The organism is Abyssicoccus albus, assembly GCF_003815035.1.
Lineage (GTDB): Bacteria > Bacillota > Bacilli > Staphylococcales > Abyssicoccaceae > Abyssicoccus > Abyssicoccus albus.
Genome location: NZ_RKRK01000002.1, coordinates 750,216 through 776,849, shown reverse-complemented (window position 1 = coordinate 776,849; position 26,634 = coordinate 750,216). Strand labels below are relative to the sequence as shown.

The following is a 26,634-nucleotide window of genomic DNA, read 5'->3' as shown; positions in this document are numbered from 1 at the left end:
TTCATGTGAGATTCTAGTATACTAACAATGAGTAGCATTTGTGCGAGAGGAGATATTTATGACTAAAAAAGACGAGCTAGTAACAATTAAAGCCCAAACGATTGATCCGACATTGACTGTTGAACAAGTAAGACAACAGTTAATTGAACAAGGGAAGAAAAATGGTCAATTAAGCCATGAGGAAATTGCTGATAAATTATCCAATTTCCAAATGGACGCTGATCAAATGGATGAGTTTTTTGATGAAATTAATGCGCAAGAAATTCAACTCATTAACGAGAAAGATTCTAACGATTCAGATGATAAATTAGACTTAAATGATTTAAGTGCACCACCTGGTGTGAAGATTAATGACCCGGTGAGAATGTATTTAAAAGAAATTGGGCGAGTCGATTTATTAACTGCGCAAGAAGAAATTGAACTTGCGAAACGAATCGAACAAGGAGATAAGATGGCTAAAGACCGTCTTGCTGAAGCCAACTTAAGATTAGTTGTAAGTATTGCTAAGCGTTATGTAGGCCGTGGTATGCTATTCCTAGATTTAATACAAGAAGGGAACATGGGTCTAATTAAAGCGGTAGAAAAGTTTGATTTCAATAAAGGATTCAAGTTTTCAACGTATGCGACTTGGTGGATTCGTCAAGCAATTACTCGTGCAATTGCAGACCAAGCGAGAACAATTCGTATCCCAGTTCATATGGTGGAGACGATCAATAAATTGATTCGTGTTCAACGCCAATTGTTGCAAGACTTAGGTCGTGAACCTTTACCAGAAGAAATTGGTGAAGAAATGGATATCCCAGCTGATAAAGTGCGTGAGATTTTAAAGATTGCCCAAGAACCGGTCTCTTTAGAAACGCCAATTGGTGAAGAAGATGATTCGCATTTAGGAGACTTTATTGAAGACCAAGAGGCTCAATCACCAGCTGAACACGCAGCATATGAGTTGTTAAAAGAACAGCTAGAAGACGTGTTGGATACATTAACCGATAGAGAAGAGAACGTTTTAAGATTAAGATTTGGTTTAGACGATGGGCGTACAAGAACTTTAGAAGAAGTTGGGAAAGTTTTTGGTGTGACACGTGAACGTATTCGACAAATTGAAGCAAAAGCGTTAAGAAAGTTACGCCACCCAAGCAGAAGTAAAAAGTTAAAAGATTTTATGGATTAATATATTTTGATTAAATAGTTTGAATAAATGCTTTGAAAATTAAACAAAGTAGTATAAAATAGTATTTGCATATGTGTAAAATAAAAGGGAGGAACTTATTATGAATCGTAATCCTATTATTCCATTCTTACTCATCATGTTATTAGGCGTAGGCTTAATTTTCTTCATGTCTTCAATTGGAGCAAACCAACCTGAAGGTGGAGAAGGTGAAGAAGCTGGACAAGAGCAAGCTGAAGGTGGCGGTGGAGAGTTCGACGCTGCTTCATTTGCTAAAGATAACTGTGCATCATGTCACGGTCAAGATTTATCAGGTGGTATGGGACCTGCATTAGCGGGGAACTCTAAAGATGATGCTGAACTTAAAAAAATCATCCGTGAAGGTAAAGGAAGCATGCCTTCATTTGATGAAAGTAAGATCGCTGATAAAGATCTAGATGCATTAATTAAACACTTTAAAGAAATGTAATACAGTTTAAATAATCATAAAAGAACTTCGGTATTGAATTGAATCACAAGCGTTTTAATTTTTGTGATGCCTTCATATCGAAGTTCTTTTTTTGTTTTATATATTAATTTGAATTTTAAAGTAACATATTTAAATAATGTATGTACAATTGGTATAATAGACTAATAGTAGAATAAAAGATATGACCAAGAATATTATTAATTAAAATAAAACGATAATAAATAAATTTAAAATAATTAATAGTAATTAAAAATAATTAAAATGATTAAAAATAAATAAGAAGGACATATTAATTTATATGAATTATTGCTATTCAATAATCTGATTGAAAGAGTAAATGATATATATTAATTTAGTATAAAAATGGAGTTTAACTATGAATATTCAACAACGATTACAACGAGTATTAGATTATATAAATGGTAACACAAGGATTGCAGATATAGGCAGTGATCATGCGAAGCTTTTGATTAAAGCACATGAATTAGGAAAGCTTGAGTTTGGTATTGCAGGAGAAGTGGTGAATGGTCCTTTCAATGCTTCAGTTGAAGCAATCCAAAGTGCAGGGTTAAGTCATAAAGTCGATGTTAGACTGGGTGATGGGTTAATGGTTGTGAATCCATCGGATGAAATTGATACGGTCACGATATGTGGAATGGGACAAGAACTAATTGCTCATATTTTGCATAAGCAACTTGATCGTTTAAACTCCATCCAACATGTTATATGTCAGAGTAACACATTTTCATATTTGATTCGTGATGAATTAGTCGCTCAAAACTTTGAAATTATGGATGAATTGATCATGCGTGAAAATGGACATACGTATGAAATTATTTATGCAAAACGTAATCATGAGGAAGTTCCAAAATTAAGTGAGAAAGAAAGACAATTTGGGCCTGTTCTGTTAAAAGAAAAGGGTGAAATGTTTAATTTAAGATATCAAAATGAAATTCAACATTTAGAACGAATTGTTCATCAAATTGATGAGTCAAAACATCGTGACAAGGTGGTTGCTTTGACAGAAAGAATAAATATGATTAAAGAGGTGATTGATGATGAAAATCAATAAATTGTTAACTGTATTAAATGATATTGCTCCATTTGAAACGGCTGAGTCTTGGGATAATGTTGGTTTAATTGTAGGTGATTCTAATGAAGAAGTTAAAGGGATTACTGTGACGCTTGATGTGACATTAGAAGTCATTGATGAAGTTGTCGAGCAAGGTCATAATACTATCATAGCCCATCATCCGATCTTGTTTTCAAAGCGACAAAATATTACCAATGACTATGAATCTCAAATAATTAAAAAATTAATTAAACATGACATTCAATTGATAGCACTTCATACAAACTTAGATAAGTTTAATCAAGGTGTCAGTCATATGATGATGAAGCAATTAAATATTGATTCAACAGAAGTATTGTCTAAAGAGACAAAAGATTATTATAAGCTAAGAATATTTGTACCGAATGAATCTGTTCGCGATGTCGAATCAAAACTTTCATCTTATGGTATTGGATCACAAGGTAATTATGATGAGTGCTTTTACAAGTTGCAAGGTGAAGGGCAGTTTAGACCAACGGCTGAAGCGAATCCTCATATTGGGAAGGCTGGGGAATTAACGACTGTTAATGAAGTCGTGATTGAAACAATGGTAAATGATATTCCTAAAGAGAAAATTGAAGCGATAGTGCATGAGATACACCCTTACGAGGAACCTGTCTTTGATCTTTACAGATTAAATAAGCAAGAAGATTATGGAATCGGTATAATTCATGAATTTGAAAATGGAAAAGGTATTGAAGAATTTGTTCAAGATGTGAAGATTGCCTTTAATCTTCCATTCATTGATGTTGTTGCATCATCTAATAGTGTAAAGAAAATTGCTTTAATCGGTGGAAGTGGTTCACCATATTTTGATGTGTGTAGACAGAACGGAGTCGATACGTTATTGACAGGAGATATAAAGTATCATGAGGCACAATATGCTGAGCAAATTGGTTTAAATGTATTAGATATTAAACATTACAGTGAATCATTTTTTAAAGGATATTTCAAAACTTATTTAGAAGAACAATTAACTCGATTAGATAAATACGATCAATCCAATCATTTTATAGAAATTAAAGAAAGTTTAATTAATACAAATCCTTTTAAAGTACTATAAGTTAAAATATTTTAACTTATATAAAATAGATAAAAACTTGTTTAGTGATAGTGAAGTGCACCCTTAAAGTTGAACCTTAAAATTCAACTTTAAGGGTGTTTATTTTGAATAAAAAGCATGATCTTGATGGTTCTGTTGCAAAGTTGAATTTATAGTATAATTTTAACAAAAAGGAGCATGCTATATGAACTATTTCAGATAGAAATAATTTAACAAGGACGTCATCACTGTAGGCGTCGGCTACTATTTAAGATACGCGCTGAGTTATCGCGATATATCTGAAACACTAATAAAACGTGGTGTAAATGTTCATCGTTCAACGATCTACCGTTGGGTTCAAGAATATGCTCCAATTTTATATCAAATTTGGAAGAAAAAGCATAAAAAGTCTATTATAAATGGCGTATTGATGAGGCGTACATTAGATATTTGGTTGCGTAAGCAACGAGATCATCATTCAGCGTATGCGTTTATCAAACGGCTCATTAAACAATTTGGCAAACCTCAAAAGGTGATTACAGATCAGGCATCTTCAACGAAGGTAGCAATGGCTAAAGTAATTAAAGCGTTTAAACTGAATCTCGACTATCATTGTACATCGAAATACCTGAATAACCTCATTGAGCAAGATCACCGTCATATTAAAGTAAGAAAGACAAGATATCAAAGTATCAATACGGCCAAGAATACTTTAAAAGGTATTGAATGTATTTATGCTCTATATAAAAAGAACCGCAGATCTCTTCAGATCTACAGATTTTCGCCATGCCATGAAATCAGTTATATGTTAGCCAGTTAAACGAACACTGACAGGATAAAATGGTGATCAGCTATACTTTTTCTAACTTTGCAACAGAACCAAAGCATGTCTAGAAAAGGTAATTGTCTTGATAATTCTCCGATGGAGAATTTCTTTGGTATTTTAAAATAAGAAATGTTTTATGGAGAAACATTTGATTCTTATGATGAATTAGAAGAGGATATTATTGTTTATATGGAGTATTATAATTTAGTCAGAAAGAAGTGAAAATAAAAAAGCAAGACTCCTGTAGAATACAGAAATCTTACTTTTATGAAAGTAACTTAATAAAAAGTTCAACTTTTTTGGGTTCATTAGATAGAGTTAAACGGGTTTTTGATAATATTCTTATTTAAATTATACTTTCTTAAAACTATTTATATTTTCAAAATTATTTTATATATAATATGATTCGGTTAAATTCAGTTTAAGTCAATAACCTCAAACCTCACCATACCTAATCCATGATCTTAACAGGCTTAGGATTTTTAATTTTAGGTAGTATTTTATTCATCGGAACTTGGCTAGGTCCAATGGGTTGTTTGTTCTCTTCATCATACTTCTTAATATAATCGATCACTTCCTTAACGATCGGTGTTGGTGTTGAGGCTCCGGCTGTAATGGCAACTGATTCAATGCCTTCAAACCAAGTTGTATCAAGTTCGCTAATGTCTGCAATTCGATATGCATTCGTATGTGCAATTTCTTTAGACACTTGTGCTAGACGGTTAGAGTTATTACTCTTAGGGTCACCAACGACGATTAATAATTCGGCTTGTTGTGCTTGTTCTGCAACTGCTTCTTGTCGTACCTGCGTTGCTAGGCATATTTCTTTATGCACTTCAATATGAGGATAACGCTCTTTCAATCGATCCATTAAGTGAGATACATCCCATTGACTCATTGTTGTTTGATTCGTAACGATAAGTTTTTCATTCACTAATTCTTTTGGTAATTGTTCGACATCTTCAAGATTCTCTACTAAATGGACGATATCCGGTGCGACACCTACGGCGCCTTCTGGTTCTGGGTGTCCTTTTTTACCAATGTAAATAACATGATAGCCTTTTGCTTTTTTATTACGAATCAGTTCGTGTGTGACTTCAACATCTGGACATGTTGCATCGATGCAAGTTAGTCCTTTTTCTTTAGCACGTTTTTTCACCTCTGGTGAAACACCATGTGCTGTGAAAATAACAGTGCCTTCCTCAATTTGTTCTAAGATTTCTAATCTATTTGGACCGTCTAATGTATAAATACCATCTTCTTCGAACGCATCCGTAACATGCTTATTATGCACAATCATTCCAAGTATATAAATTGGTCTTGGAAGTGATTTGTCGAGTGATGCATTACGAGCAATCACCATTGCATCGACCACGCCATAACAATATCCACGGGGAGTTATTTTTATAATATCCATATAATCCTCCTACAAATCATTTGTGGTATAATTATATATCATTCTAACAATGAACACAAAAATGTGTAATGCTTATGTTCTATTCTCTATGATTAAGATTAATATAAGATGACTGAATAGAAATCGATTGAATTGTGATTGATTGATTATACTAGATGTATTAAAATATAATGATTACGATTTATAAATACTATCATTCACGTTATAATAAAAGTATTATAATAGTGTTTAATTGTATTAACTCAATGGATTTACGAATTGTATTTAATAATCGCTATTTTTACCTCATGGGTTGTCAATGATCTTTTTGACATTTGTGAGTTTAAACTGATTGTAAAAATATCGTTGAACCAACAGTTTAATACCTGATTTAACGGAATGTTCAACAGAGTAAAAAATTAAGCGAATCGGATTATGTATTTTAAATGATAGATAGAATGAAAAATAAAAGAGGTGAATATTATGACAAACGAAAAACATTCATTTGAGCACTTAGGGCTTAATGAATCATTACTTAATGCCATTACAGATTTAAACTTCAAAAAGCCAACAGAAATTCAACAACGTGTCATTCCAAAAGTATTAGCAAATAAAAATTTAGTTGCTCAATCTCAAACAGGGACAGGTAAATCTCATAGTTATCTATTACCGATTATCGAAAAAGTTGACGCTCTTTCTACAGATGTCGAAGCAATTATTTTAACGCCTACACGTGAACTTGCTCGACAAGTTTTTGATATGACGAATCACTTAATCCGATTTGATAAAGACGTAACAGCAGGTATTTACATCGGCGGTACAGACTTCTTTAAAGATGCGAATAAAAAAATTCCGAATATTGTTATTGGTACGCCTACAAGAATTAAAGAGTTAAATCGTGAAGGTAAGTTAAATATAAATGTTGCCAATACAATCGTACTGGATGAAGCAGATTTAATGATTGATCTCGGATTTATGGAAGATGTTGACCAACTTGTTAGTCACGTTAAAAAAGATGCGCAATTATTAGTATTCAGTGCGACAATTCCAAAGGGTTTACATCCATTTTTGAATAAATATATTTCTAATCCAGAATTTGTGGAGATTGAGCCTCAGTCAAAAACGAGTAAAAACATCGAACATTTGTTAATTCCAACACGATCGATGTCAAAAGAAGATAAGTTGATTGAAATTACAAAGACAATTAATCCATATTTAGCAATTTTATTTGCTAATTCTCGTGAAGCATGTGATGAATATTATCAATATTTATTAAATGCTGGAGTGAATGTAGGAATTATCCACGGTGGTTTAAGCCCAAGAGAGCGTAAGCAACAGATTACAAAAATTAAAAACTTAGACTATGTCTATGTCGTAGCGAGTGATTTGGCAAGTCGAGGATTAGACTTTGACGGTGTGTCACATGTCATAAACATTGATATACCGAATGATTTAGAGTTTTTCGTTCATCGCGTGGGAAGAACTGGACGCGGGGATTATAAGGGTGTTGCCATTACGATGTATACACCAGATGATGAACGCGCGATTGATTTAATCGAAGAGCGAGGGATTAAATTTAATCACGTTGACATTATGAAAGGTGAAATCAAGCCAATCAAACCGAGAACTGAGCGTAAAAACCGTGCAAAGAATCAAATGACTATTGATAAAAACTTAAAACATAAAGTCAAATCATCGAAAAAAGTTAAACCAGGATATAAAAAGAAATTCAAACGTAAACTGGATGATTTGAAGAAGCAAGAAATGAAACGATATGGAAAAGTTCAAAAGAGAAAGAAATAATATCGTTATATTTGTAATTAATAGGAAAAGTAAAGCTGAATAATTCATTAAATCACATAATAAAAGGAGATCAATCAATGCTATTAGGATCACATGTTTCAATGAGTGGTAAGAAAATGTTATTACAATCAAGTGTTGATGCGGCAAGTTATGGTGCGACAACAATGATGATTTATACAGGAGCTCCACAAAATACGCGACGTAAACCGATCGAGGAATTGAATATTGAAGCGGGTCAAGAACATATGAAAGCGAATAATATTTCAAATTTAGTCGTTCACGCACCGTACATTATCAATATCGCGAATACAACAAAGCCGGCAACATTCGAACTTGGTGTAGAGTTTTTACAAAACGAAATCATCCGCACTGAAGCTCTTGGTGCTAAACAAATTGTATTGCATCCAGGAGCACATGTTGGTGCAGGAAGTGACGCTGGGATTCAAAAGATTATAGAAGGATTAAATGAAGTTCTAACAAATGATCATGACGTTCAGATTGCTCTAGAAACGATGGCTGGAAAAGGCAGTGAATGTGGTCGAACATTTGAGGAACTCGCTCAAATTATCGATGGCGTAACACATAACGAACGATTGTCTGTATGTTTTGATACATGTCATACACACGATGCAGGGTATGATATTGTTAATGATTTTGATGGTGTTTTAGAAGAATTTGATCGAATTATTGGAGTAGAACGTATTAAAGTTGTACATGTGAATGATTCAAAAAATGTTTGTGGCGCGCAAAAAGACAGACATGAAAATATTGGGTTTGGAGAAATTGGCTTTGATGCGTTGAATTATATAGTCCATCATGATCAGTTTAAAGATATTCCAAAAATACTTGAGACACCATTTGTTGGTGTTGATAAGAAAAGTAAAAAGCCACCATATAAATTAGAAATTGAAATGTTACGTGCAGGACAATTTAACCCAGAATTGCAAAATACTTTATTATCTGAATAGGTGATATGATGGTGAATGACAACAAAAAATATCAAAAACCTATTTTTGAAATGAATGACGTCAGTTATCAATATGAAAATAAAAAAGCACTAGAGCATATTAACTTAAAAATTTTTCAAGGTGAATTTATGGCCATTGTTGGTCCTAACGGTTCTGGAAAATCAACATTATTGAAATTAATTTTAGGACTTCTTGAAGTGCAACATGGTGAAATTTTAATCGATGGTAAGAAAGTCAATCACTTTAAACATTGGGAAAAAATTGGTTACGTATCTCAGAAGTCTAATGCATTCAATCATGGATTTCCAGCGACTGTTGAAGAAGTCGTTTTAAGTGGTTTGACTAAAAGTAAAAAAATTTATCAGAGATTTAATAAAAAGGATAAACAACTTGTTAAAGATATATTAAAAGAAGTGAATTTAGAAGGCTTCGAAGATCGCAATATTAACGAACTTTCAGGAGGTCAGCAACAACGTGTATTCATCGCAAGGACACTTGTTGCTGACCCTAAAGTATTAGTCCTTGATGAACCGACGGTAGGGATAGATGCTTCTCAAATTGCTCATTTCTATGATATTTTGAATCGTTTAAAACGAAGTCAATTAACGATACTATTAGTTAGTCATGATATTGGAATTGTGGCAGAACAAGCTGATAAAGTGGCTTGTATTAACAAACATCTTCATTTCCATGGGACAAATGATGAATTCAAACAGCTTAATGAAGTTGACTTGAGTAAGATTTATGGTCATCCAGTCAAATTTGTCGATCATGACCATGAAAGGGAGTGTTGCAAATGATTGAAGCAGCCTTTGAATATTCCTTTATCCGTTATGCCTTAATATCAGGATTAATCGTCGGTTTTATTGCACCGTTGATTGGAACATTTATCGTCGTACGTCGCCTATCATTAATTGCTGATGCATTAAGTCATATATCTCTTGGTGGTATTGCATTTGGTATGTATTTAACTTCAATAACATCGATATCTATTTTAACTCCAATCAATATGGGGATTGTATTTTGTGTTATTGGAGCACTACTCATTGAGAAATTAAGAACATTGTATAAAGCATTTGAAGATTTAGCGATACCAATTATTATGTCATTAGGGATTGGCTTAAGTGTTGTATTTATCTCATTAGCTGATGGCTTTAACCAAGACTTATTTGGCTATTTATTTGGTTCAATCAGTGCGGTGACATGGTCTGATATGATATTTATTATCATCGTTTTATTGATTGTGATTATATTCATAACTTTATTTTTTAAGGAGCTATTCTTGTTAAGTTTTGATCATGAATATAGTAGAGTGGTCAATATCCCTCAATGGATACACACATTGTTTATGCTTGTCGTTGCTATTGTTATAGTAGCGAGCATGAGAATTGTTGGGACATTACTTGTGTCAGCCCTTATTACGATACCAGTCGCGATAGGGTTAAGAGTAACGAAAGGATTTAAGCAATTAATGATTGTCAGTATAATTGTGGGTGAAATAGGAGTTATGATTGGAATGTTCACGGCATTTTATCTCGATATTTCTCCAGGAGGTACAATTGTATTAACACTTATATTAATGCTTCTATTTACATTCCTATGGAATATGATTCAGAAACGAGGTGTAACACGTGCAAGTAGAAGCAGCAATTAAATTATTGAAAGATGAAGGATACAAATATACGGATAAAAGAAAAGACATTATTTCTTTTTTCAACGCCCATGATAAATATATTAGTGCGAAAGACTTACAGTTGCATTTAGATAAAAAGTATCCAGGGATTAGCTTTGATACAATTTATAGAAACTTATACCTATTTCATGATTTAAATATTATCGAACAAACAGAATTTAATGGTGAAATGAAATATCGCATTTCATGTAGTGACCATCATCACCATCACTTCATATGTACTGAATGTGGTAAAACAAAAGTGATACATTTCTGCCCAATGGATGAATGGCAAAAAGAATTGCCTGATGTTGAAATTGATTCACATAAAATTGAATTGTTTGGTAAATGTAAAAATTGCAATGCCTAAAATGAGGCATTGCAATTTTATTATACAGCTTTATTCATATTTTTTATTGAGCTTTACGTTCTTCTTCCATTTCTAGTGCAAGTCGATCGATTTCTTTCTTTAATTCGTCAACCATTGTTTCTTCTGGTACTTTACGAACCGTCTTACCTTTCATGAAGAGTAATCCTTCTCCACGAGCACCAGCAATTCCGATATCCGCTTCACGAGCTTCACCAGGACCATTTACGGCACAACCTAATACAGCAACTTTTAAAGGAACTTGCAATTTAGAAATATATTCCTCAACTTCATTTGCAATACTGATTAAATCAATCTCAATACGGCCACACGTCGGACACGCAATTAACGTTGCGGCATTACTTGCTAAACCGAAAGACTTCAACAGTTCACGAGCAACTTTAACTTCTTCAACAGGATCAGCTGATAAAGATATACGCAATGTATTTCCAATACCTAAACTAATGATTGCACCTAATCCCGCAGCTGATTTAACAGTTCCTGCAAATAAAGTACCACTTTCTGTAATACCTAAGTGCAATGGATAATCGAATGCTTGTGCAGCTTTAGTATACGCTTCAAGTGCTAAATTGACATCACTTGCTTTCATAGAAACGATAATATCATGAAAGTCTAAATCCTCAAGAATCTTTATATGATGTAATGCACTTTCAACCATACCATCAGCAGTAGGGTAACCATATTTTTTGATGATATGTTTTTCTAAAGAACCAGCATTTACACCAATTCTAATTGGAATACCTTTTGCTTTAGCAGCTTCAACAACTGCTTCGACCTTTTCACGACGGCCAATATTACCAGGATTAATACGGATTTTATCAGCACCGCCTTCAATCGCAAGCAATGCTAATTTATAATCGAAGTGTATATCGACAACAAGTGGTATATTGATTTGTTTTTTAATCTCTTTGATAGCTAATGCATCTTCTTCTTTAGGACAAGCAACACGCACGATCTGACAACCTGCTTCTTCTAATCTTTTGATTTCAGCGACCGTTGCTTCTACATCATGTGTTTTTGTTGTAGTCATACTTTGAATTACAATCTCGTTGTTGCCACCAATGGTTAAATTTCCAACCTTAACAGGTCTTGTCTTTGTACGATGAATGATTTCAGACATTTATCGGCACTCCTTTAAGTTATTAATACATTAATTAATACTATATCATAAGCTGTCGTGTTGTCATATATTTCGCATATTTTGTTCATACAATTTATCTAAATAATAATGACAAACGTTATTTTTATATGTTAATTAATCATTGATTTTTTATTTGCGTATATGAATTTTAATAATTCTCGAGAGTAAATATAGACTGTAAAGTATGATCAAAAGTACTAAGATCCTTGAAAAATTGTGATTTAAAGTGGTGAAATTATTTTGTATCAAAATATATACAAATAGCAATATATATATAGGTGTCAAGACCAATACAACGATCTTAAACAGTGTACCAAAGGTAATGATACGTTTAGATGATAATATTTTAATGAATATAAAACATAGATAACTTAAAATTATAATAACAATTAAAAGTGATAGATTAACTAAAAATAAATAAAACAATATATAAATAAAGCTCATTAGTTGCCAAATGTCATGGTACATTTGTGTAGAATGAATTGTTTCATAAAAAAAGGGATCTTTAACCATTTCAAGGGATAAAAACAATAGCGATATTAAGACAAGATGTATCCATACATATCTAAATTTCAATGTGCGGATTTTCTGATGGGAGCCTATAGGGTTTATAGCATTCAGTAGATGTTTTGAATAATGGTGCATTGTACTTTTATTTTTTGATTTATAGTTTACGTTTTTTTGACTATTTATCCTAAAACCTTGATGCCGATCTTCTTTTTGTTTTTGTGTCACAATAAATCTCCTTTTCATTACAATAGATTTGATATTAAGTGATTTAATCAATATAAAGTTATAATAGAAATTCTTGTTTAATAAATCATAAATAAAAACAATCAATATTGCTTAATAATTTAATTGTAATTGATTATATTATACAGTATACACACGTAATTAGATTGACCGTGAGCAAAATAATGTTTAATAATACTTCGTTTTGTTAATATAATAAGTGAACAAACTATTAGGAGGAATTAATTATGGCATTTGAATTACCGAAATTACAATATGATTATAACGCATTAGAACCAACGATTGATGCTAAAACGATGGAGATTCATCATACGAAACATCACCAAGGTTATGTTGATAAAGCAAATGCTGCTTTAGAAGGTACTGAATTTGCTGATAAATCTGTTGAAGAAGTTTTACAAAACATCGATTCAATTCCAGCTGATAAAAAGACTGCAGTAACAAATAATGCTGGTGGACATGCAAACCATTCATTATTCTGGTCTATCATGACACCAGGTGGTTCTGAATTAACTGGAGAATTAAAAGAAGCGATTGAAGCTAAATTTGGTTCTGTAGATGAATTCAAAACTAAATTTGAAGAAGCGGCTAAAACACGTTTTGGCTCAGGTTGGGCTTGGTTAGTTGTTAATAATGGTGAATTAGAAGTAACTTCTACGCCGAATCAAGACTCTCCTTTAATGGAAGGTAAAACACCAATTTTAGGTCTTGATGTTTGGGAGCATGCTTACTACTTAAATTACCAAAACAAACGTCCTGAGTATGTTTCATCATTTTGGAATGTTGTAGACTTTAATAAAGTTTCAGAATTATATTCTCAAGATAAATAATTAGTAGTTTTTATTTCTAATTAGATATATTGCTTGATATTACTTTTAGGAAAAGGAATCTCTATATAGAGATTCCTTTTTGTTCGTATTTAACATTGTTGAAAAAGGATCAATGGATATCTATTATTATTTATGACATAGACAATACGCTATGATAAAATAATTATATTCAAATCTTAATCAATAGAATTAAAAGATAATAGGTGAGTTTTGTGGAAAAACGCTTTGATAGAAAAACCGTTCAAGATAAACTAAAACAATCGTTAAACCGTCGAATTAATATAATATTTTTAATTATTACTGCGCTCATTATGCTATTAATATTGAAAGTAGGTTATTTACAACTCATTAAAGGTGAAACATATGCTGCGCAAATTGCAGCAGTTGAAAATGTTGAAATTAATAACTCTGTGCCACGTGGACGAATATTTGATCGTAACGGTGTCCCACTTGTTACAAATAGCTCACAAAAGAGTATCATGTACACTCGAGATCGTGTTACAAGCCAATCCGAATTGTTAGATATTTCTAAGAAACTAACAAACTATATTAAAATGCCTATTGATAACATAACGGAAAGAGATAAAAAGGATTTTTGGATCATTAGTAACCGAGACAAAGTTGAAGAGAGAATGCAAAAAGAACTGGATCTGTTCAAAGATGGTAGTTTAAGTCAACAAGAGTATGATCAAGCATTATTGAAGAAGATTACAAATAAGGATTTAGAATCAATTTCTGATGATGAATTACAACAACTTGCTATCTTCCGAATTATCAATGGTGCGAGTGAACTTGCTCCAGTTGAAGTTAAAGGTGAAGATGTAACAGAAGAAGAATATGCAACTGTTTCTCAAAATTTAGATGAGCTTCCTGGTGTTTCCACATCAATGGACTGGGATAGAGTATACCCACAAGGAGATGTGTTAAAGACAATTTTTGGTAAAGTTTCATCTAAAGAAGAAGGTTTACCGAAAGATTTACTGGATTATTATATGGCACGTGGATATGAGCGTAATGATAGAGTGGGAAAAAGCTTTCTAGAAGAACAATATGAGTTAACACTTAGTGGTAAAAAGACAAAAATGAGATATGTTACCGATAAATCTGGGAAGATTAAATCAACAGAAGTGATTGAACCAGGGCAACGTGGAGATGATCTCGTTTTAACAATAGATATTAAGTTTCAGAAGAAATTAGAAGAAATAGTTGAAAAACATTTAAAGAAACTTCAAAAAATGGATGAAGAGTGGTCTGAAGAGCCAATTATGGACAGAGCATTTATTGTAGTTCAAGACCCTAGAAATGGTGATATATTAGCCATGGTTGGTAAAATAATAGATGAAGATGGTAACGTGTCAGATTATGCGTATGGTACGTATCAAACACAATATATGCTTGGATCTTCGGTAAAAGGTGCGACAGTACTCACTGCATACCAAAATAATGATTTAAAAGTTGGACAAGAAATTGTCGATGAAGGATTGAAGTTTAAAGGACGTACTTCGTTGATGACGTCATTCTTTAACCCTACAGGTAGTAAATACCCAATGGATGATCGAGAAGCATTACAAAGATCATCGAATATTTATATGTATAAATTGGGACTCAAAGCAATGGGGTTAAATTATAGTTACAATATGGGTTTGCCATTAGATGTATCTGAAGCAAGTGAAGATTTTCAAAAAGGATTCCATCAATTCGGATTAGGTGTCGAGACACAAATAGATTTACCTAATGAATCTAAAGGATATCAACCGAAATTGGAAGGAAACTTTGCAGCGATTCAACTATTACAAGCGACAATCGGGCAGCATTATTCGTATACACCAATGCAGGCTACACAATATGTTTCATCGATTGCAAATGATGGTTATCGGTTAAGACCGCATATTGTTAAAGAGGTTAGAAGTGCTACGAATAATGATGAACTAGGACCAATAAAAAGAAATGTAGAAGGTACTATATTAAATCGAATCGATAATTCAAATAAGGAATTTAAGCAAGTGCAAAATGGGTTTTTGGATGTTTATAATAAATTATACGGAACGGGTTATGAATATTTCGCACATAAACTTCCTGTTACTGCAGCAGGAAAAACAGGTACAGCACAAAGATATATTGGTAAAAAAAATGGAGAAGACCAATTTGTTTATAATTTAACAAATGTTGGGTACGCTCCAGCTGAAAATCCAGTGATTTCTTTTGCATCAATCGTACCTGATACACCTATGAAGCCAGATAGAACATTTCTACCGTCACATGAAATAGAAGCTGAAATGATTACAGAGTATTTCAAATTGAATAAACATCTGCTACCTGAGAATAGTAAAGGATTTACAGGTGAAGATGAACAAAGTGTGAAAGATGGTAATGATCAATTAGAAACTATTAATCAGAATTAAAGTGGTTAACAACTACAAGGAAATAATATGAATCAAGAAAATGAAGTTGATTAAACAAACCCTAATAATGTATTGATACAACAAGGGAAAACAACAAATAGTGAGTAGTAATTTGATAATAGAAAGTGATTTTTGATCACAAAAACACCTTCGAGACTTAGAGTATTAAGTTTCGAAGGTGTTTTATATTGTGTAGCATTCCTTCATACAATAGTTTAGTGAACAAAAGTAAATAATTTTATCATTAGGCTTTCTTATTCGATATTTCAATAATGAATGTAATGTAAAGTTTATGTAAATATATTCAATTTTAATTGATTGTTTTTAGACAACATTGTATAAATAAATTAAGTGATACATTTATCAATTAAATTTAATTATAAATTAATTAATGAGTTTATTTAAATAAATCTTTACACTAAATTTACATTAATTTAATTGTTAATTAACAATGGTTGTGTATCATTAAATTGTAAAATTATTTCTTGGGAGGAATTATAATTATGAAAAAATGGCAATTAATATCAACAACAGTACTTGGTTCAGCATTAGTATTAGGAGCTTGTTCTGACGATTCTTCATCTGAAGAGGATTCAAAAGAAGAAACTACTGAAGAAACGAAACAAGAAGAGTCAACTGAAGAAGGTTCAGAAGAGTCGACTGAAGAAGATTCAGAAGAGTCAACTGAAGAAGATTCAGAAGAGTCAACTGAAGAAGATTCAGAAGAGTCAACTGAAGAAGGTTCTGAAGATGAAGCTGGTTCAGAAGAGGGAGCTTCAGAAGCTAAAGTTATCGAATACGAAAAATCAGAAGATGCTCAAGGTACTGTAACTGGTGGTGGTTCTTCAACTGTAGCTCCAATCATGGAGAAAGTTGTTAAAGATGTAACTAAAGAATACCCTGGTATCAAAGCTACAACTTCAGGTGGAGGATCAGGTGCTGGTTTTGAAAAATTAATCGCTGGTGAATATGATTTCTCTAACGCTTCTCGTCCAATCAAAGATGAAGAGAAGAAACAATTAGAAGATGCTGGTGTAGAATTCACTGAATTCAAAGTAGCTAACGATGGTGTTACTGTTGCAGTAAACAAAGAAAATGATTTCGTTGACTACTTAACTTTTGATGAGTTAAAGAAAATCTTCTCTGGAGAAGCTAAAACTTGGAAAGATGTTCGTGAAGACTTCCCTGAAGAAGAATTAAAAGTATTCGGTCCTGACCAAGCACATGGTACTTATGACTTCGTTAACGAAGAAATCGTTGAAGAAGCTGGAATTAAAGGTGACTTAAACAACGATACAAACGTTGCAGTCACTGGTGTTAAAGGAGAGAAAAATGCAGTTGCTTTCTTCGGTTACAACTTCTACTTAGAAAGTAAAGATGATGTTAAAGCAGTACCATTAACTAAAGATGGTAAATCAGCTGATGAAGCTGTAGAAGTTTCTGGTGATACAATTGAAAGTGGAGAGTACCCATTATCTCGTCCATTATTCGTATATGCTAACAATGCGAAAGTTAAAGAAAATCCTGGATTCCAAGAATTCTTAAAATTCGCGATTGCTAATTCACCAGTTGCAGCTCAAGATTCAGGATATGTTCCATTGAAAGAAGATCAATATAAAGAACAAATTGATAAAATTGATGAATTAGCAAAATAATAGCTAGTCATTTTGAATAATAATCAATTGCAGGGACGATATTGCATCGTCCCTTTATTTGATGGATAGGAGTAAATTATGGCAGAAAATAAAGTTCGTGACTTGATCAAACAACGTCAAGGGAATAAAAAAGGTAATTTTATTGAGAAAATTATACCAATTATTCTATTTTTAATTGCTTGTGTGTCTGTGTTAACAACATTAGGAATTGTCTTTACATTACTATTTGAGACAATTACATTCTTTACTAGAGTATCAATTGTAGAATTTTTCACAAATAATAATTGGGCTGCCTTTAATGCAGAACCAGAGTGGGGTATTTTTCCGCTGGTGTTAGGGACACTTAAAATTACTGCTATTGCTGCAGTTGTATCAGTTCCTTTAGGCTTAGGTGCTGCAATATATTTAAGTGAATATGCGACTGATAAGGCACGTCGTATTATTAAACCAATTCTAGAAGTTTTAGCAGGTATTCCGACAATTGTATATGGTTTCTTTGCGTTAACATTCGTAACGCCTTTACTTAAAAATATCGTTCCTGATTTAAATATATTCAACGCTTTATCACCAGGTATCGTTGTAGGTATAATGATTATTCCTATGATTGCAAGTTTAAGTGAAGATGCAATGAACTCAGTTCCAAATGCTTTACGTGAAGGAGCGCTTGGACTTGGGGCGACTAAATTTGAAGTAGCCATGAAAGTTGTATTACCTGCTGCATTATCAGGAATATTAGCTTCTGTTGTACTTGGTTTATCACGTGCAATTGGTGAAACAATGATCGTCTCTATTGCAGCTGGTTCTTCACCAAATAATACATTAAGTATTACGGATACGATTCAAACGATGACAGGTTATATCGTTCAAGTTGCAACTGGAGATGCGACATATGGATCTGATGTTTACTTTAGTTTATATGCAGTAGGAACGACTTTATTTGTATTTACATTAGTGATGAATATCATCTCTCAATGGATTACACGTCGATTTAGAGAGGAGTACTAATATGAATTATATTAATAAAGATAAAGTTAATAACCGTATGGGCCCTCGTGCAACGAAAAATACTGTTATGAAATGGGTATTGTTTGCATGTACATTAGTAGGAATGGTTGTTCTTGCAATGTTGTTATTTGATGTTATTACTAAAGGTGTTAAGTTTTTAGATGGTGACTTTTTAACAAATTTTAACGACACTGCAAACCCTGAAAATGCAGGAGTAAAAGGAGCATTGATTGGTTCATTATGGTTGATGACAACGATGGCTCCAATTGCGATAATATTATCGGTTGGAACAGCGATTTATATGGAAGAATATGCAAAAGATAATTTAGTAACTAGATTTATCGATGTCAATATTGCAAACTTAGCTGGTGTACCATCAATTGTATTTGGACTTTTAGGATTGACAATATTTGTGCGTGGTGCAGGTATTGAACAATTAAGTTTAGGTGTATCTGTTCTTGCAGGTGCCTTAACAATGGCCTTAATGTTACTACCCGTTATTATCGTTTCTTCCCAAGAAAGTTTAAGAGCGGTACCGAATGCAATTAAAGAAGCAAGTATTGGTATGGGTGCGACAAAGTGGCAAACAATTACGAATGTTATTTTGCCAGCAGCAATTCCTGGTATAGTGACAGGGGTTATTTTAGCATTATCTCGTGCAGTCGGAGAAACTGCTCCACTAGTTGTTATCGGTGTACCAGTAGGGATGTACTTTACACCAACGAATGTAATGGATACTTTTTCAGCATTACCAATGCAATTGTTCCAATGGGTACAACTACCAAAGGCTGAGTTCCAAAATGTAACAAGTAGTGGTATAATAATATTATTGGCGTTATTATTCATTATGAACTCTGCAGCTATCTACATTCGTAATAAATACTCTAAACGATATTAATAAGAGGTGTGACACGATATGGAAAAGAATACAATGAACAAGCAAACAGAAAGAACAGAACAAAACGAATCAATGCATGAACCAAAGGCTAAAGTGAATGTAGAAATTAATGAAAATACAAATGATGTTCCTGATATTGATAAAGAAACTGTATTTTTAACGAAGAACTTTAATTTATGGTATGGTGATAATCATGCATTAAAGGATATCAATCTAGATATTAAAGAGCATGAAGTTACAGCAATTATAGGACCCTCTGGTTGTGGTAAGTCTACTTACGTTAAAGCATTAAACCGTATGGTTGAATTAGTTCCTATTGTAAGAACTGAAGGAGATATCTTGTACAAAGATCAAAATATCTTCGACAAAAATTATTCTAAAGAACGTCTTCGTACAAATGTAGGAATGGTATTCCAAAAACCAAACCCATTTCCTAAATCAATTTACGATAATATTACTTATGGTCCTAGAATTCATGGGATTAAAGATAAAAAAATCTTAGATGAAATTGTTGAAACTTCTTTAAAAGGTGCTGCAATTTGGGATGAGGTAAAAGATCGTTTAGATACGAATGCATATGGTTTATCTGGTGGACAACAACAACGTATTTGTATTGCGAGATGTTTAGCAATTGAACCTGATGTTATTTTAATGGATGAGCCTACAAGTGCACTTGACCCAATCAGTACAAATAAAGTTGAAGAATTAACTCAAGATATTAAAGACAAGTATAGTATCATTATCGTGACACACAACATGCAACAAGCAGCTCGTATTTCTGATAAAACTGCTTTCTTCTATGAAGGTGAAGTTGTTGAATTCGATAAAACTGATACGATTTTCTCAAATCCAAATGATAAGCGTACTGAAGATTATGTATCAGGAAGGTTTGGATAATTATGATTATTCGAAAAAAATATGAGGGACAATTACAAGATCTTCACGAACTTGTTATTGATATCGGTGTAAAGTCTTATAACCAAGTGGATAATGCAGTAGATACACTTAATGATGATTCACCAGATCGTGCACGTGAAATTATAGAAATTGATCAAGAAATTAATTTATTAGAAAGACGAATAAATGATGATGCAATTTCACTCATTATGAAGCAACAACCTGTTGCGACTGACTTGCGAGTAATAATCTCTAGCATTAAAATTGCGAATGACTTAGAACGTATTGCTGATAATGCTTCTAATATTGCAGAAGTTAGAAAGCGTGTTAGAATCTCTGATGAATATTTATTAATGAAATTACGCACAATGGAGAAACTTGCGTTACTTATGCTTGCGGATGTACATCACGCTTCCGAAAATGATGATGTTGTCTTGCTGAATGAAATTATTATGAGAGATTCAGATATTGATGAGTTATTTAGAGACATTATTAATTCAAGTAAATTAATTGATAATGATCCATTCGTATCTAATCAAGCAAATTTAGTTGCTAAATATTTAGAACGCATTGGAGATCATATTTGTAATATTGCCGAAAGTGTTTATTACATTAAAACGGGGACTCGTTTTGAAATGCAAGAAGAGATATAATATTTATAACTATATATACAGTGAAATACTGTATATATAGTTTTTTTATTTATGTATGATTCGTGTATAATATACATGAGGTGATACCGTTGAATCACAATAAGTCAAAGATTAGAAAACAAATCATTGATAGATTAAAGAGAAAAGATATTTTAGATAAATGTGAAGAAGAACTTAAAATATATAAGACATTATTTAATATTAATGACTGGAAAGGTGCTAAAAATATTGGCATAACGATTTCAATGGGACATGAAATTAATACATACCCAATTATCAGACAAGCATTAATGGAAAATAAACAAATTTTTGCACCTATTAGTAATTATCAAAATAAAACTATGAATTTCCAACCATATGACGGATCATATAATTTTAATGTGGATCAAAAAGGGATTCCTTATCCATATGAAACAATTTATGAAGAGATTGAATTAGATTTATTAATCGTTCCTGGCGTACTATTTGATCAAAACGGATTTCGTATGGGTTATGGAGGAGGTTTTTTTGATAGATACATTAGTAGATATAATCATTTGAATACAATTGCATTAGCATTTAATGAACAAATAGGTGATGTGATTGTAGAACCCCATGATCAAAAACTGTCTAAAATTATTACGGCAAAAGATGTTATAGAGGTGAAATAGTGAATATTGATGATAAACTTTCAAAGGTTAGAAATATTGTCTATAAATTTGATGAATATTTATTATACGAAAATAAAATACAAGATGATTATTGGCTTTACCATGGTGAAGGGCACTTGATAAGAATATTAGGACGAGAGGTTCATGAGGAAAAATTAAAACAGATTAAAGAACATTTTGTAAAAAACTTTGACCAAGTTGAAGATGAATTTAATATCAAAATAAACAAGCTTTCTGTCATTAGTGTTTCATTAGAACAAAATAAACATTTTAGTATGTTTGATACTGTATATCCGTGTCAAATACAAATTTTCAGACGAACATTGTTAGATATAGAAGAAGAGTTGACTGAATATATTCATAATGAAATATCTGGTACGACAACTAATGATGATAAAAATCAAGCGAATGAGGAAACAAATGAAGAAAACCTTAATTTTGATCAAAAAGATAAATCTTCTAAAGCTTCACATGATGATAATAATGATGTAAGAAATAATGTGAAAGAAAAAATGAATCAAAAGATGAATAAAATTGTTCATATTAAAGATTTAAAAAAGAAGAAAAAGCAAAAGGATAAGAGCAATCGTCGACAAGTAAATCGTTTTAAAAACCATCATATCGATACAACCTCTTCGCTACAATCTATTATGAGTCAAAAAGCTTGGTTTACTTACATAATGATAGGTCTTAATGTAATCGTGTTTATACTAAGTGTAATCACACGTAATTTATCTAAGTTAGATTGGGTTCATGATTTTGGGTTGAATCACTTTTATATTGTCAATGGTGAATATTACCGAATTGCTACATCGATGTTTCTTCATATAGATTTCGAACATTTATTAATGAATATGCTCATTCTTTATATTGCAGGAACTGCTGTTGAAGTAATCTTTGGCAAAATTAAATTTTTAGTTATATATTTATTTGGTGGTTTAATCAGTCATATTATCAGTTTATTATTTCAAACTGAATCTATATCATTAGGAGCGAGTGGAGCAATTTATGCTCTGATTGGTGCATTAATTGTATATATTATTATATATCGCCAGTTTAATATTAAAGCATTATTACAAGCACTATTCATTGTCGTGTTATTTACAGTATTAATGAGTATTTTTGAAATGAGTTCTGTAAACCATTTAGCTCATATCGCAGGGTTCATTGCCGGTGCTTTAATGATGGTGGCCATCTCATCTATTTCAAATATGTATAGAGTGATTGCATTATTACTATTAATTATTGTACCAACTGTTAGCCTTTATTTAATATTCAGTAAAGATACAGAGCATATATTAAATAAGGATGCTAGAATAGCACTAAATAATGCAAACTTTAAAACAGCGCAACAACTGATGAATAAAACTTTTTCGAAAAATATGCAAAATGGAGAGTCATACTATATATATGGATTTGTTTTGGCAAATAATGAAGGGAAAAGACAAGCGGTTGATATGTGGCGTAAAGGATTAGAAAAATACCCTAAAGATAAAGATTTACTTTATCAAATGGCTGTTGTTGAAAGAAGTAATGATCAACTTAAAAGCAGTTATGATTATGTCATTAAAGCGTTAGATAGTGATCCAAAAAATAAACAATATGTTATGTTTAAAGAAGAGCTTGAAAGAAGAGGCGTTGAAAATCAATGATCAATAAAAGTATCACAACATTTAAAGATATTCAGGATTTATTATTAAAATTTGGATGTTTTGTCTATTTTAAAGATGATTCTGAAACAATCGAAATGATTGAATATGAATTAAAATCTTTATACAAATCCAACTTAATAACGAAAGAACAATATATTCAATGTAAATATGTTTTAATTGAAAGGGGGAAAGCCAATGGAACAAAATAAGTATATCCTTGGTGTTGATATTGGAGGAACAACATGTAAATGTGGAATTTTCGATTTGAATTTAACCTTATTAGAACACTTTGAAATTAACACCGATACGTCTCATAATGGGCAAAATATTATTAAGAATATTTATACTTCATTTACGAAATATTTTGACGAACCATTGACTGATATTAATATCGCCGGTATTGGTATTGGTGTACCTGGTCCTGTAGATCATACGAATGAAATCATCAGAGGTGCAATTAATTTAGGCTGGCCGGATTGGTATAATGTCTCAGAACAAATGAAAAAATATATCAATACAAAAGTCATTGTCTTAAATGATGCAAATGCAGCTGCATTAGGTGAACATACTCAATCGAACTCATCTCATGAAAGTTCTGTATTAATTACACTCGGAACAGGTGTAGGCGGTGGGATTGTATTAAATAATCAATTGATCACAGGTGAAAATGGAGCTGCAGGTGAGCTCGGTCATATGCCGGTTGATACAATGTTTAATTTCAAGTGTAATTGTGGTTTAACGGGATGTCTTGAGACAGTAGCAAGTGCTACAGGTATAGTGAATATCGCAAAATATTATTATGAACAAAATGATGAAAAATATTCATCATCACTTTATAACTTGATTGAAACAGATCAACTGACGGCTAAGGAAGTATTTGATGCAGCTAAACAAAATGATAGATTAGCTCATCATATTATTGATATTATTTCATTATATATTGCTAAAGCAATTAGTATGATCTCAGTTACAGTAAATCCATCACTTGTCTTAATTGGTGGAGGGGTTTCAAGAGCAGGGGACATATTGATGAACCGAATTAAAAAGCATGTTGGGTCGTTAACGTTTAATCGTGCCTATGAAGAGTTAACGATTGAATATGCAACACTATTAAATCAAGCAGGTATCTATGGAGCAGCTAGTATTATTAAAACAAGCATTGACTCATAAATAATCATAAGGAGGAATAAACATGGCGATTATAGATTTTGTTGTAATTCCTGTCGGAACTCAAACACCGAGCATATCAAAATATGTAGCAGAGGTACAAACAATTTTAGAAAGATATAAACAACAAGGAGATATAGATTATACGTTAACACCAATGAACACTCAAGTTGAAGGTGATTTGAGTACACTACTTAGTGTGATAGAAGAAGTCCATGAAGTACCGTTTAAACATGAAGATATCAATAGAGTGTCAACGAATATTAGAATTGATGATCGTAGAGATAAACAACGTAAAATGATTGAAAAGATTGATAGTGTGAATAAGCATTTATAAGTTATATTAACTCAATTCAACAGAATACAATTTGTATAATTATAAAAATAGGATGATATGAAAATCATATCATCCCTTTAAATTTTTGTTATTGTTGAAGTAAAGGATATCCATATGTAAAAATCGTTGCTAATGCAAAAAATCCGAAACATAATGTAGATAAACCAGCAAAAATAATTGCAATTATATTTTTTTCACGAATTGCATTAATAGTACCAAACAATGTCAATACTGCTACTGCTAACATTAAGATTGCAAAAATATTAACACCAATATGAATATCTACACCAAATAATGTAAACAATTTACCTGTATCAATAAAAGGCATTGTAACCCTCCTCAAATAATTCCGTAAATTAATATCAAATATATTGTATACTTAATTTAAAACTTTGTCGAGTGATATTTAGATATTTATCATTCGCAATGTAAGTATTTTAACTGTATAATTTGAATCAATATTGACATAGGTATATCATACCGTATTATAAATACTTTAAAGTTATATAGAGTTTACATTATCCAAATATAAAATTAATGGAGGAGATTCAATGATTATAAAATATAAAGCATTAGGACCAGTAGAAACAAATTGCTATGTGATTAAAAATCCAGAAAATAATGATGCTTTAATTATTGATCCAAGTGCTAATGCTGAATCAATCATACAATTAGTGGATGAATTGGATGCTAAACCTGTAGCAGTACTGCTTACACACGCGCATTTTGATCATATTGCGGCATTAGAAGATATAATGAAGCATTATCAAATTGAAGTCTATAGTCATCCGATAGAGCACTCTTGGTTGAAGGATTCATCGAAAAATGGTTCAAATAAATACATTTCATTTGGATTACCTGAAATATCTTTTCAATCTGTCAATCCTATTCAATTAACTGAAGGGACACATAATATTAAAGGATTCAACATTGATGTTAGACATACTCCAGGACATTCACCAGGCAGTTTGACATTTGTTTTTGAAAAATTTGCAGTAGTTGGAGATACATTATTTAAAGAAGGTATAGGTCGAACAGATTTATATCAAGGTGAAGAAAATACACTAATAAAAAGTATTCACGAACAATTATTAACGTTAGATGAAGAGATGATTATTTATCCAGGACATGGAGCAAAGACAACGATAGGTCAAGAGTTAGATACTAATCCATTTTTAAGTGGGTATTAGGATATTGGTATATTGTATTTTTTATTGAATTGAATAATTGTGTATATCTAGTTATTATCGAACAATTGAAACATAACCCCCCAAGTGAATTGAAAATCACTTGGGGGGTTATGTTTGTTGTTTATAATGATAGTAAATTGCTCATTATAAATATTATGTTGAATTATTGGTTACCAAAACTTGGTTCTAGTAAGAATGTTGAATAATATGTAAATCCTACAAAGAATAAAATCAAATACGCACAAAATACATACATATACATACGTTCAGTTAATTTCATATAGCCAAGTAAAATAAAGAATCCAGTTTTAGCAACGAATAGTATTGTCATCATTGGCATATGACCAACGTAGAATAAAATTGCAAACATTGCACACCAAAATCCTAAAGTTTTAAATACTTTATCCACTTGAGTCGCCCCCTTATGGCCTGTAGTTTATTTATCATTAATCATTATACTTAATTATGATATTAAAGTAAATACGTTTTATAAAAATGATTTTTTGAAACAACATTTAAGTTATAGTGACTAATTAATAATAAATTGGACGATTTCACTAC

26 protein-coding genes and 2 pseudogenes are annotated in these 26,634 nt (G+C 31.9%); 24 read left to right on the top strand and 4 right to left on the bottom strand.

Annotation, left to right across the window (positions count from 1 at the left end; genetic code table 11):
- Window positions 1-58 precede the first annotated feature (58 nt).
- The 6 genes and pseudogenes from rpoD to EDD62_RS09325 form a co-directional block, all read left to right on the top strand.
- Complete coding sequence (gene rpoD, locus EDD62_RS03760; RefSeq protein ID WP_077140145.1) at window positions 59-1,171, top strand: RNA polymerase sigma factor RpoD; 1,113 nt, start codon at window positions 59-61, stop codon at window positions 1,169-1,171.
- Between the two features lie 100 nt (window positions 1,172-1,271).
- A complete protein-coding gene (locus EDD62_RS03755; RefSeq protein WP_123807585.1) occupies window positions 1,272-1,637 on the top strand; it encodes a c-type cytochrome in 366 nt (121 codons plus the stop codon).
- 376 nt (window positions 1,638-2,013) lie between these two features.
- Entirely contained in the window at window positions 2,014-2,709 is a 696-nt protein-coding gene (locus EDD62_RS03750) for a tRNA (adenine(22)-N(1))-methyltransferase (RefSeq protein ID WP_123807584.1), read from the top strand.
- Window positions 2,696-3,811: a Nif3-like dinuclear metal center hexameric protein gene (locus EDD62_RS03745; protein ID WP_170152771.1), complete on the top strand. Its 1,116-nt coding sequence runs from the start codon at window positions 2,696-2,698 to the stop codon at window positions 3,809-3,811. Before EDD62_RS03750 ends, EDD62_RS03745 begins: the two co-directional genes overlap by 14 nt.
- A 223-nt stretch (window positions 3,812-4,034) precedes the next feature.
- Window positions 4,035-4,610, top strand: a pseudogene (locus tag EDD62_RS03740) (IS6 family transposase).
- A gap of 60 nt (window positions 4,611-4,670) precedes the next feature.
- Window positions 4,671-4,838, top strand: a pseudogene (locus EDD62_RS09325) (IS3 family transposase); the annotation flags it as partial.
- Between the two features lie 229 nt (window positions 4,839-5,067).
- Here the strand turns inward: EDD62_RS09325 and EDD62_RS03730 are convergent.
- A complete protein-coding gene (locus tag EDD62_RS03730; RefSeq protein ID WP_123807581.1) occupies window positions 5,068-6,033 on the bottom strand; it encodes a 4-hydroxy-3-methylbut-2-enyl diphosphate reductase in 966 nt (321 codons plus the stop codon).
- Between the two features lie 462 nt (window positions 6,034-6,495).
- On the opposite strand from EDD62_RS03730, the gene EDD62_RS03725 reads away from it, so the two are divergent.
- The 5 genes from EDD62_RS03725 (at window position 6,496) to EDD62_RS03705 (ending at window position 10,825) form a co-directional block, all read left to right on the top strand.
- Window positions 6,496-7,815, top strand: a complete 1,320-nt coding sequence (locus EDD62_RS03725; RefSeq protein ID WP_123807580.1) for a DEAD/DEAH box helicase — start codon at window positions 6,496-6,498, stop codon at window positions 7,813-7,815.
- 77 nt (window positions 7,816-7,892) lie between these two features.
- Window positions 7,893-8,783, top strand: a complete 891-nt coding sequence (locus EDD62_RS03720) for a deoxyribonuclease IV (protein WP_077140150.1) — start codon at window positions 7,893-7,895, stop codon at window positions 8,781-8,783.
- 50 nt (window positions 8,784-8,833) lie between these two features.
- Window positions 8,834-9,583 (top strand): metal ABC transporter ATP-binding protein, encoded by a 750-nt coding sequence (locus tag EDD62_RS03715; protein WP_225971401.1) that lies wholly within the window; start codon window positions 8,834-8,836, stop codon window positions 9,581-9,583.
- Window positions 9,580-10,437: a metal ABC transporter permease gene (locus EDD62_RS03710; RefSeq protein ID WP_077140152.1), complete on the top strand. Its 858-nt coding sequence runs from the start codon at window positions 9,580-9,582 to the stop codon at window positions 10,435-10,437. The genes EDD62_RS03715 and EDD62_RS03710 overlap by 4 nt, the downstream gene beginning before the upstream one ends.
- Entirely contained in the window at window positions 10,415-10,825 is a 411-nt protein-coding gene (locus EDD62_RS03705) for a Fur family transcriptional regulator (RefSeq protein WP_077140153.1), read from the top strand. Before EDD62_RS03710 ends, EDD62_RS03705 begins: the two co-directional genes overlap by 23 nt.
- Window positions 10,826-10,868: 43 nt before the next feature.
- On the opposite strand, the gene ispG is transcribed toward EDD62_RS03705, so the two are convergent.
- Entirely contained in the window at window positions 10,869-11,954 is a 1,086-nt protein-coding gene (gene ispG, locus EDD62_RS03700) for a flavodoxin-dependent (E)-4-hydroxy-3-methylbut-2-enyl-diphosphate synthase (protein ID WP_192843531.1), read from the bottom strand.
- Window positions 11,955-12,964: 1,010 nt separating this feature from the next.
- Between ispG and EDD62_RS03695 the strand changes: the two genes are divergently transcribed.
- The 12 genes from EDD62_RS03695 (at window position 12,965) to EDD62_RS03640 (ending at window position 24,883) form a co-directional block, all read left to right on the top strand.
- The gene (locus EDD62_RS03695; RefSeq protein WP_123807579.1) at window positions 12,965-13,567 is read left to right on the top strand and encodes a superoxide dismutase; all 603 of its coding nucleotides are present in this window, start codon (window positions 12,965-12,967) and stop codon (window positions 13,565-13,567) included.
- Between the two features lie 212 nt (window positions 13,568-13,779).
- The gene (locus tag EDD62_RS03690; RefSeq protein WP_123807578.1) at window positions 13,780-15,969 is read left to right on the top strand and encodes a peptidoglycan D,D-transpeptidase FtsI family protein; all 2,190 of its coding nucleotides are present in this window, start codon (window positions 13,780-13,782) and stop codon (window positions 15,967-15,969) included.
- Window positions 15,970-16,472: 503 nt separating this feature from the next.
- Window positions 16,473-17,624 (top strand): phosphate ABC transporter substrate-binding protein PstS family protein, encoded by a 1,152-nt coding sequence (locus EDD62_RS03685; protein WP_077140158.1) that lies wholly within the window; start codon window positions 16,473-16,475, stop codon window positions 17,622-17,624.
- A gap of 78 nt (window positions 17,625-17,702) precedes the next feature.
- Window positions 17,703-18,629: a phosphate ABC transporter permease subunit PstC gene (gene pstC / locus EDD62_RS03680; protein ID WP_123807577.1), complete on the top strand. Its 927-nt coding sequence runs from the start codon at window positions 17,703-17,705 to the stop codon at window positions 18,627-18,629.
- 1 nt (window position 18,630) lies between these two features.
- Window positions 18,631-19,527, top strand: coding sequence for a phosphate ABC transporter permease PstA (gene pstA, locus EDD62_RS03675; RefSeq protein WP_077140160.1), 897 nt, complete (start codon window positions 18,631-18,633; stop codon window positions 19,525-19,527).
- 72 nt (window positions 19,528-19,599) lie between these two features.
- Complete coding sequence (pstB, locus tag EDD62_RS03670; RefSeq protein ID WP_249037338.1) at window positions 19,600-20,424, top strand: phosphate ABC transporter ATP-binding protein PstB; 825 nt, start codon at window positions 19,600-19,602, stop codon at window positions 20,422-20,424.
- Window positions 20,424-21,077, top strand: coding sequence for a phosphate signaling complex protein PhoU (gene phoU, locus EDD62_RS03665; RefSeq protein WP_123807576.1), 654 nt, complete (start codon window positions 20,424-20,426; stop codon window positions 21,075-21,077). Before pstB ends, phoU begins: the two co-directional genes overlap by 1 nt.
- Window positions 21,078-21,166: 89 nt before the next feature.
- Entirely contained in the window at window positions 21,167-21,727 is a 561-nt protein-coding gene (locus EDD62_RS03660; protein ID WP_077140163.1) for a 5-formyltetrahydrofolate cyclo-ligase, read from the top strand.
- On the top strand, window positions 21,727-23,379 hold the full coding sequence (locus EDD62_RS03655) for a rhomboid family protein (protein WP_123807575.1): 1,653 nt from the start codon (window positions 21,727-21,729) through the stop codon (window positions 23,377-23,379). Before EDD62_RS03660 ends, EDD62_RS03655 begins: the two co-directional genes overlap by 1 nt.
- Window positions 23,376-23,588, top strand: a complete 213-nt coding sequence (locus EDD62_RS03650) for a YqgQ family protein (protein WP_123807574.1) — start codon at window positions 23,376-23,378, stop codon at window positions 23,586-23,588. The genes EDD62_RS03655 and EDD62_RS03650 overlap by 4 nt, the downstream gene beginning before the upstream one ends.
- The gene (locus EDD62_RS03645; RefSeq protein WP_077140165.1) at window positions 23,575-24,549 is read left to right on the top strand and encodes an ROK family glucokinase; all 975 of its coding nucleotides are present in this window, start codon (window positions 23,575-23,577) and stop codon (window positions 24,547-24,549) included. Before EDD62_RS03650 ends, EDD62_RS03645 begins: the two co-directional genes overlap by 14 nt.
- Window positions 24,550-24,571: 22 nt before the next feature.
- Window positions 24,572-24,883, top strand: a complete 312-nt coding sequence (locus EDD62_RS03640) for an MTH1187 family thiamine-binding protein (protein WP_123807573.1) — start codon at window positions 24,572-24,574, stop codon at window positions 24,881-24,883.
- Between the two features lie 88 nt (window positions 24,884-24,971).
- Here EDD62_RS03640 and EDD62_RS03635 read toward each other — a convergent pair whose 3' ends face one another.
- Window positions 24,972-25,211 (bottom strand): DUF2759 domain-containing protein, encoded by a 240-nt coding sequence (locus EDD62_RS03635; RefSeq protein WP_077140167.1) that lies wholly within the window; start codon window positions 25,209-25,211, stop codon window positions 24,972-24,974.
- A 223-nt stretch (window positions 25,212-25,434) separates the two neighbouring features.
- Between EDD62_RS03635 and EDD62_RS03630 the strand changes: the two genes are divergently transcribed.
- Entirely contained in the window at window positions 25,435-26,073 is a 639-nt protein-coding gene (locus EDD62_RS03630; RefSeq protein WP_123807572.1) for an MBL fold metallo-hydrolase, read from the top strand.
- A 163-nt stretch (window positions 26,074-26,236) separates the two neighbouring features.
- Here the strand turns inward: EDD62_RS03630 and EDD62_RS03625 are convergent, their stop codons facing one another.
- Window positions 26,237-26,482 carry a DUF2626 family protein gene (locus EDD62_RS03625; protein ID WP_077140169.1) on the bottom strand — a complete coding sequence of 82 codons (246 nt, stop codon included), beginning with the start codon at window positions 26,480-26,482 and terminating at the stop codon, window positions 26,237-26,239.
- Window positions 26,483-26,634 lie beyond the last annotated feature (152 nt).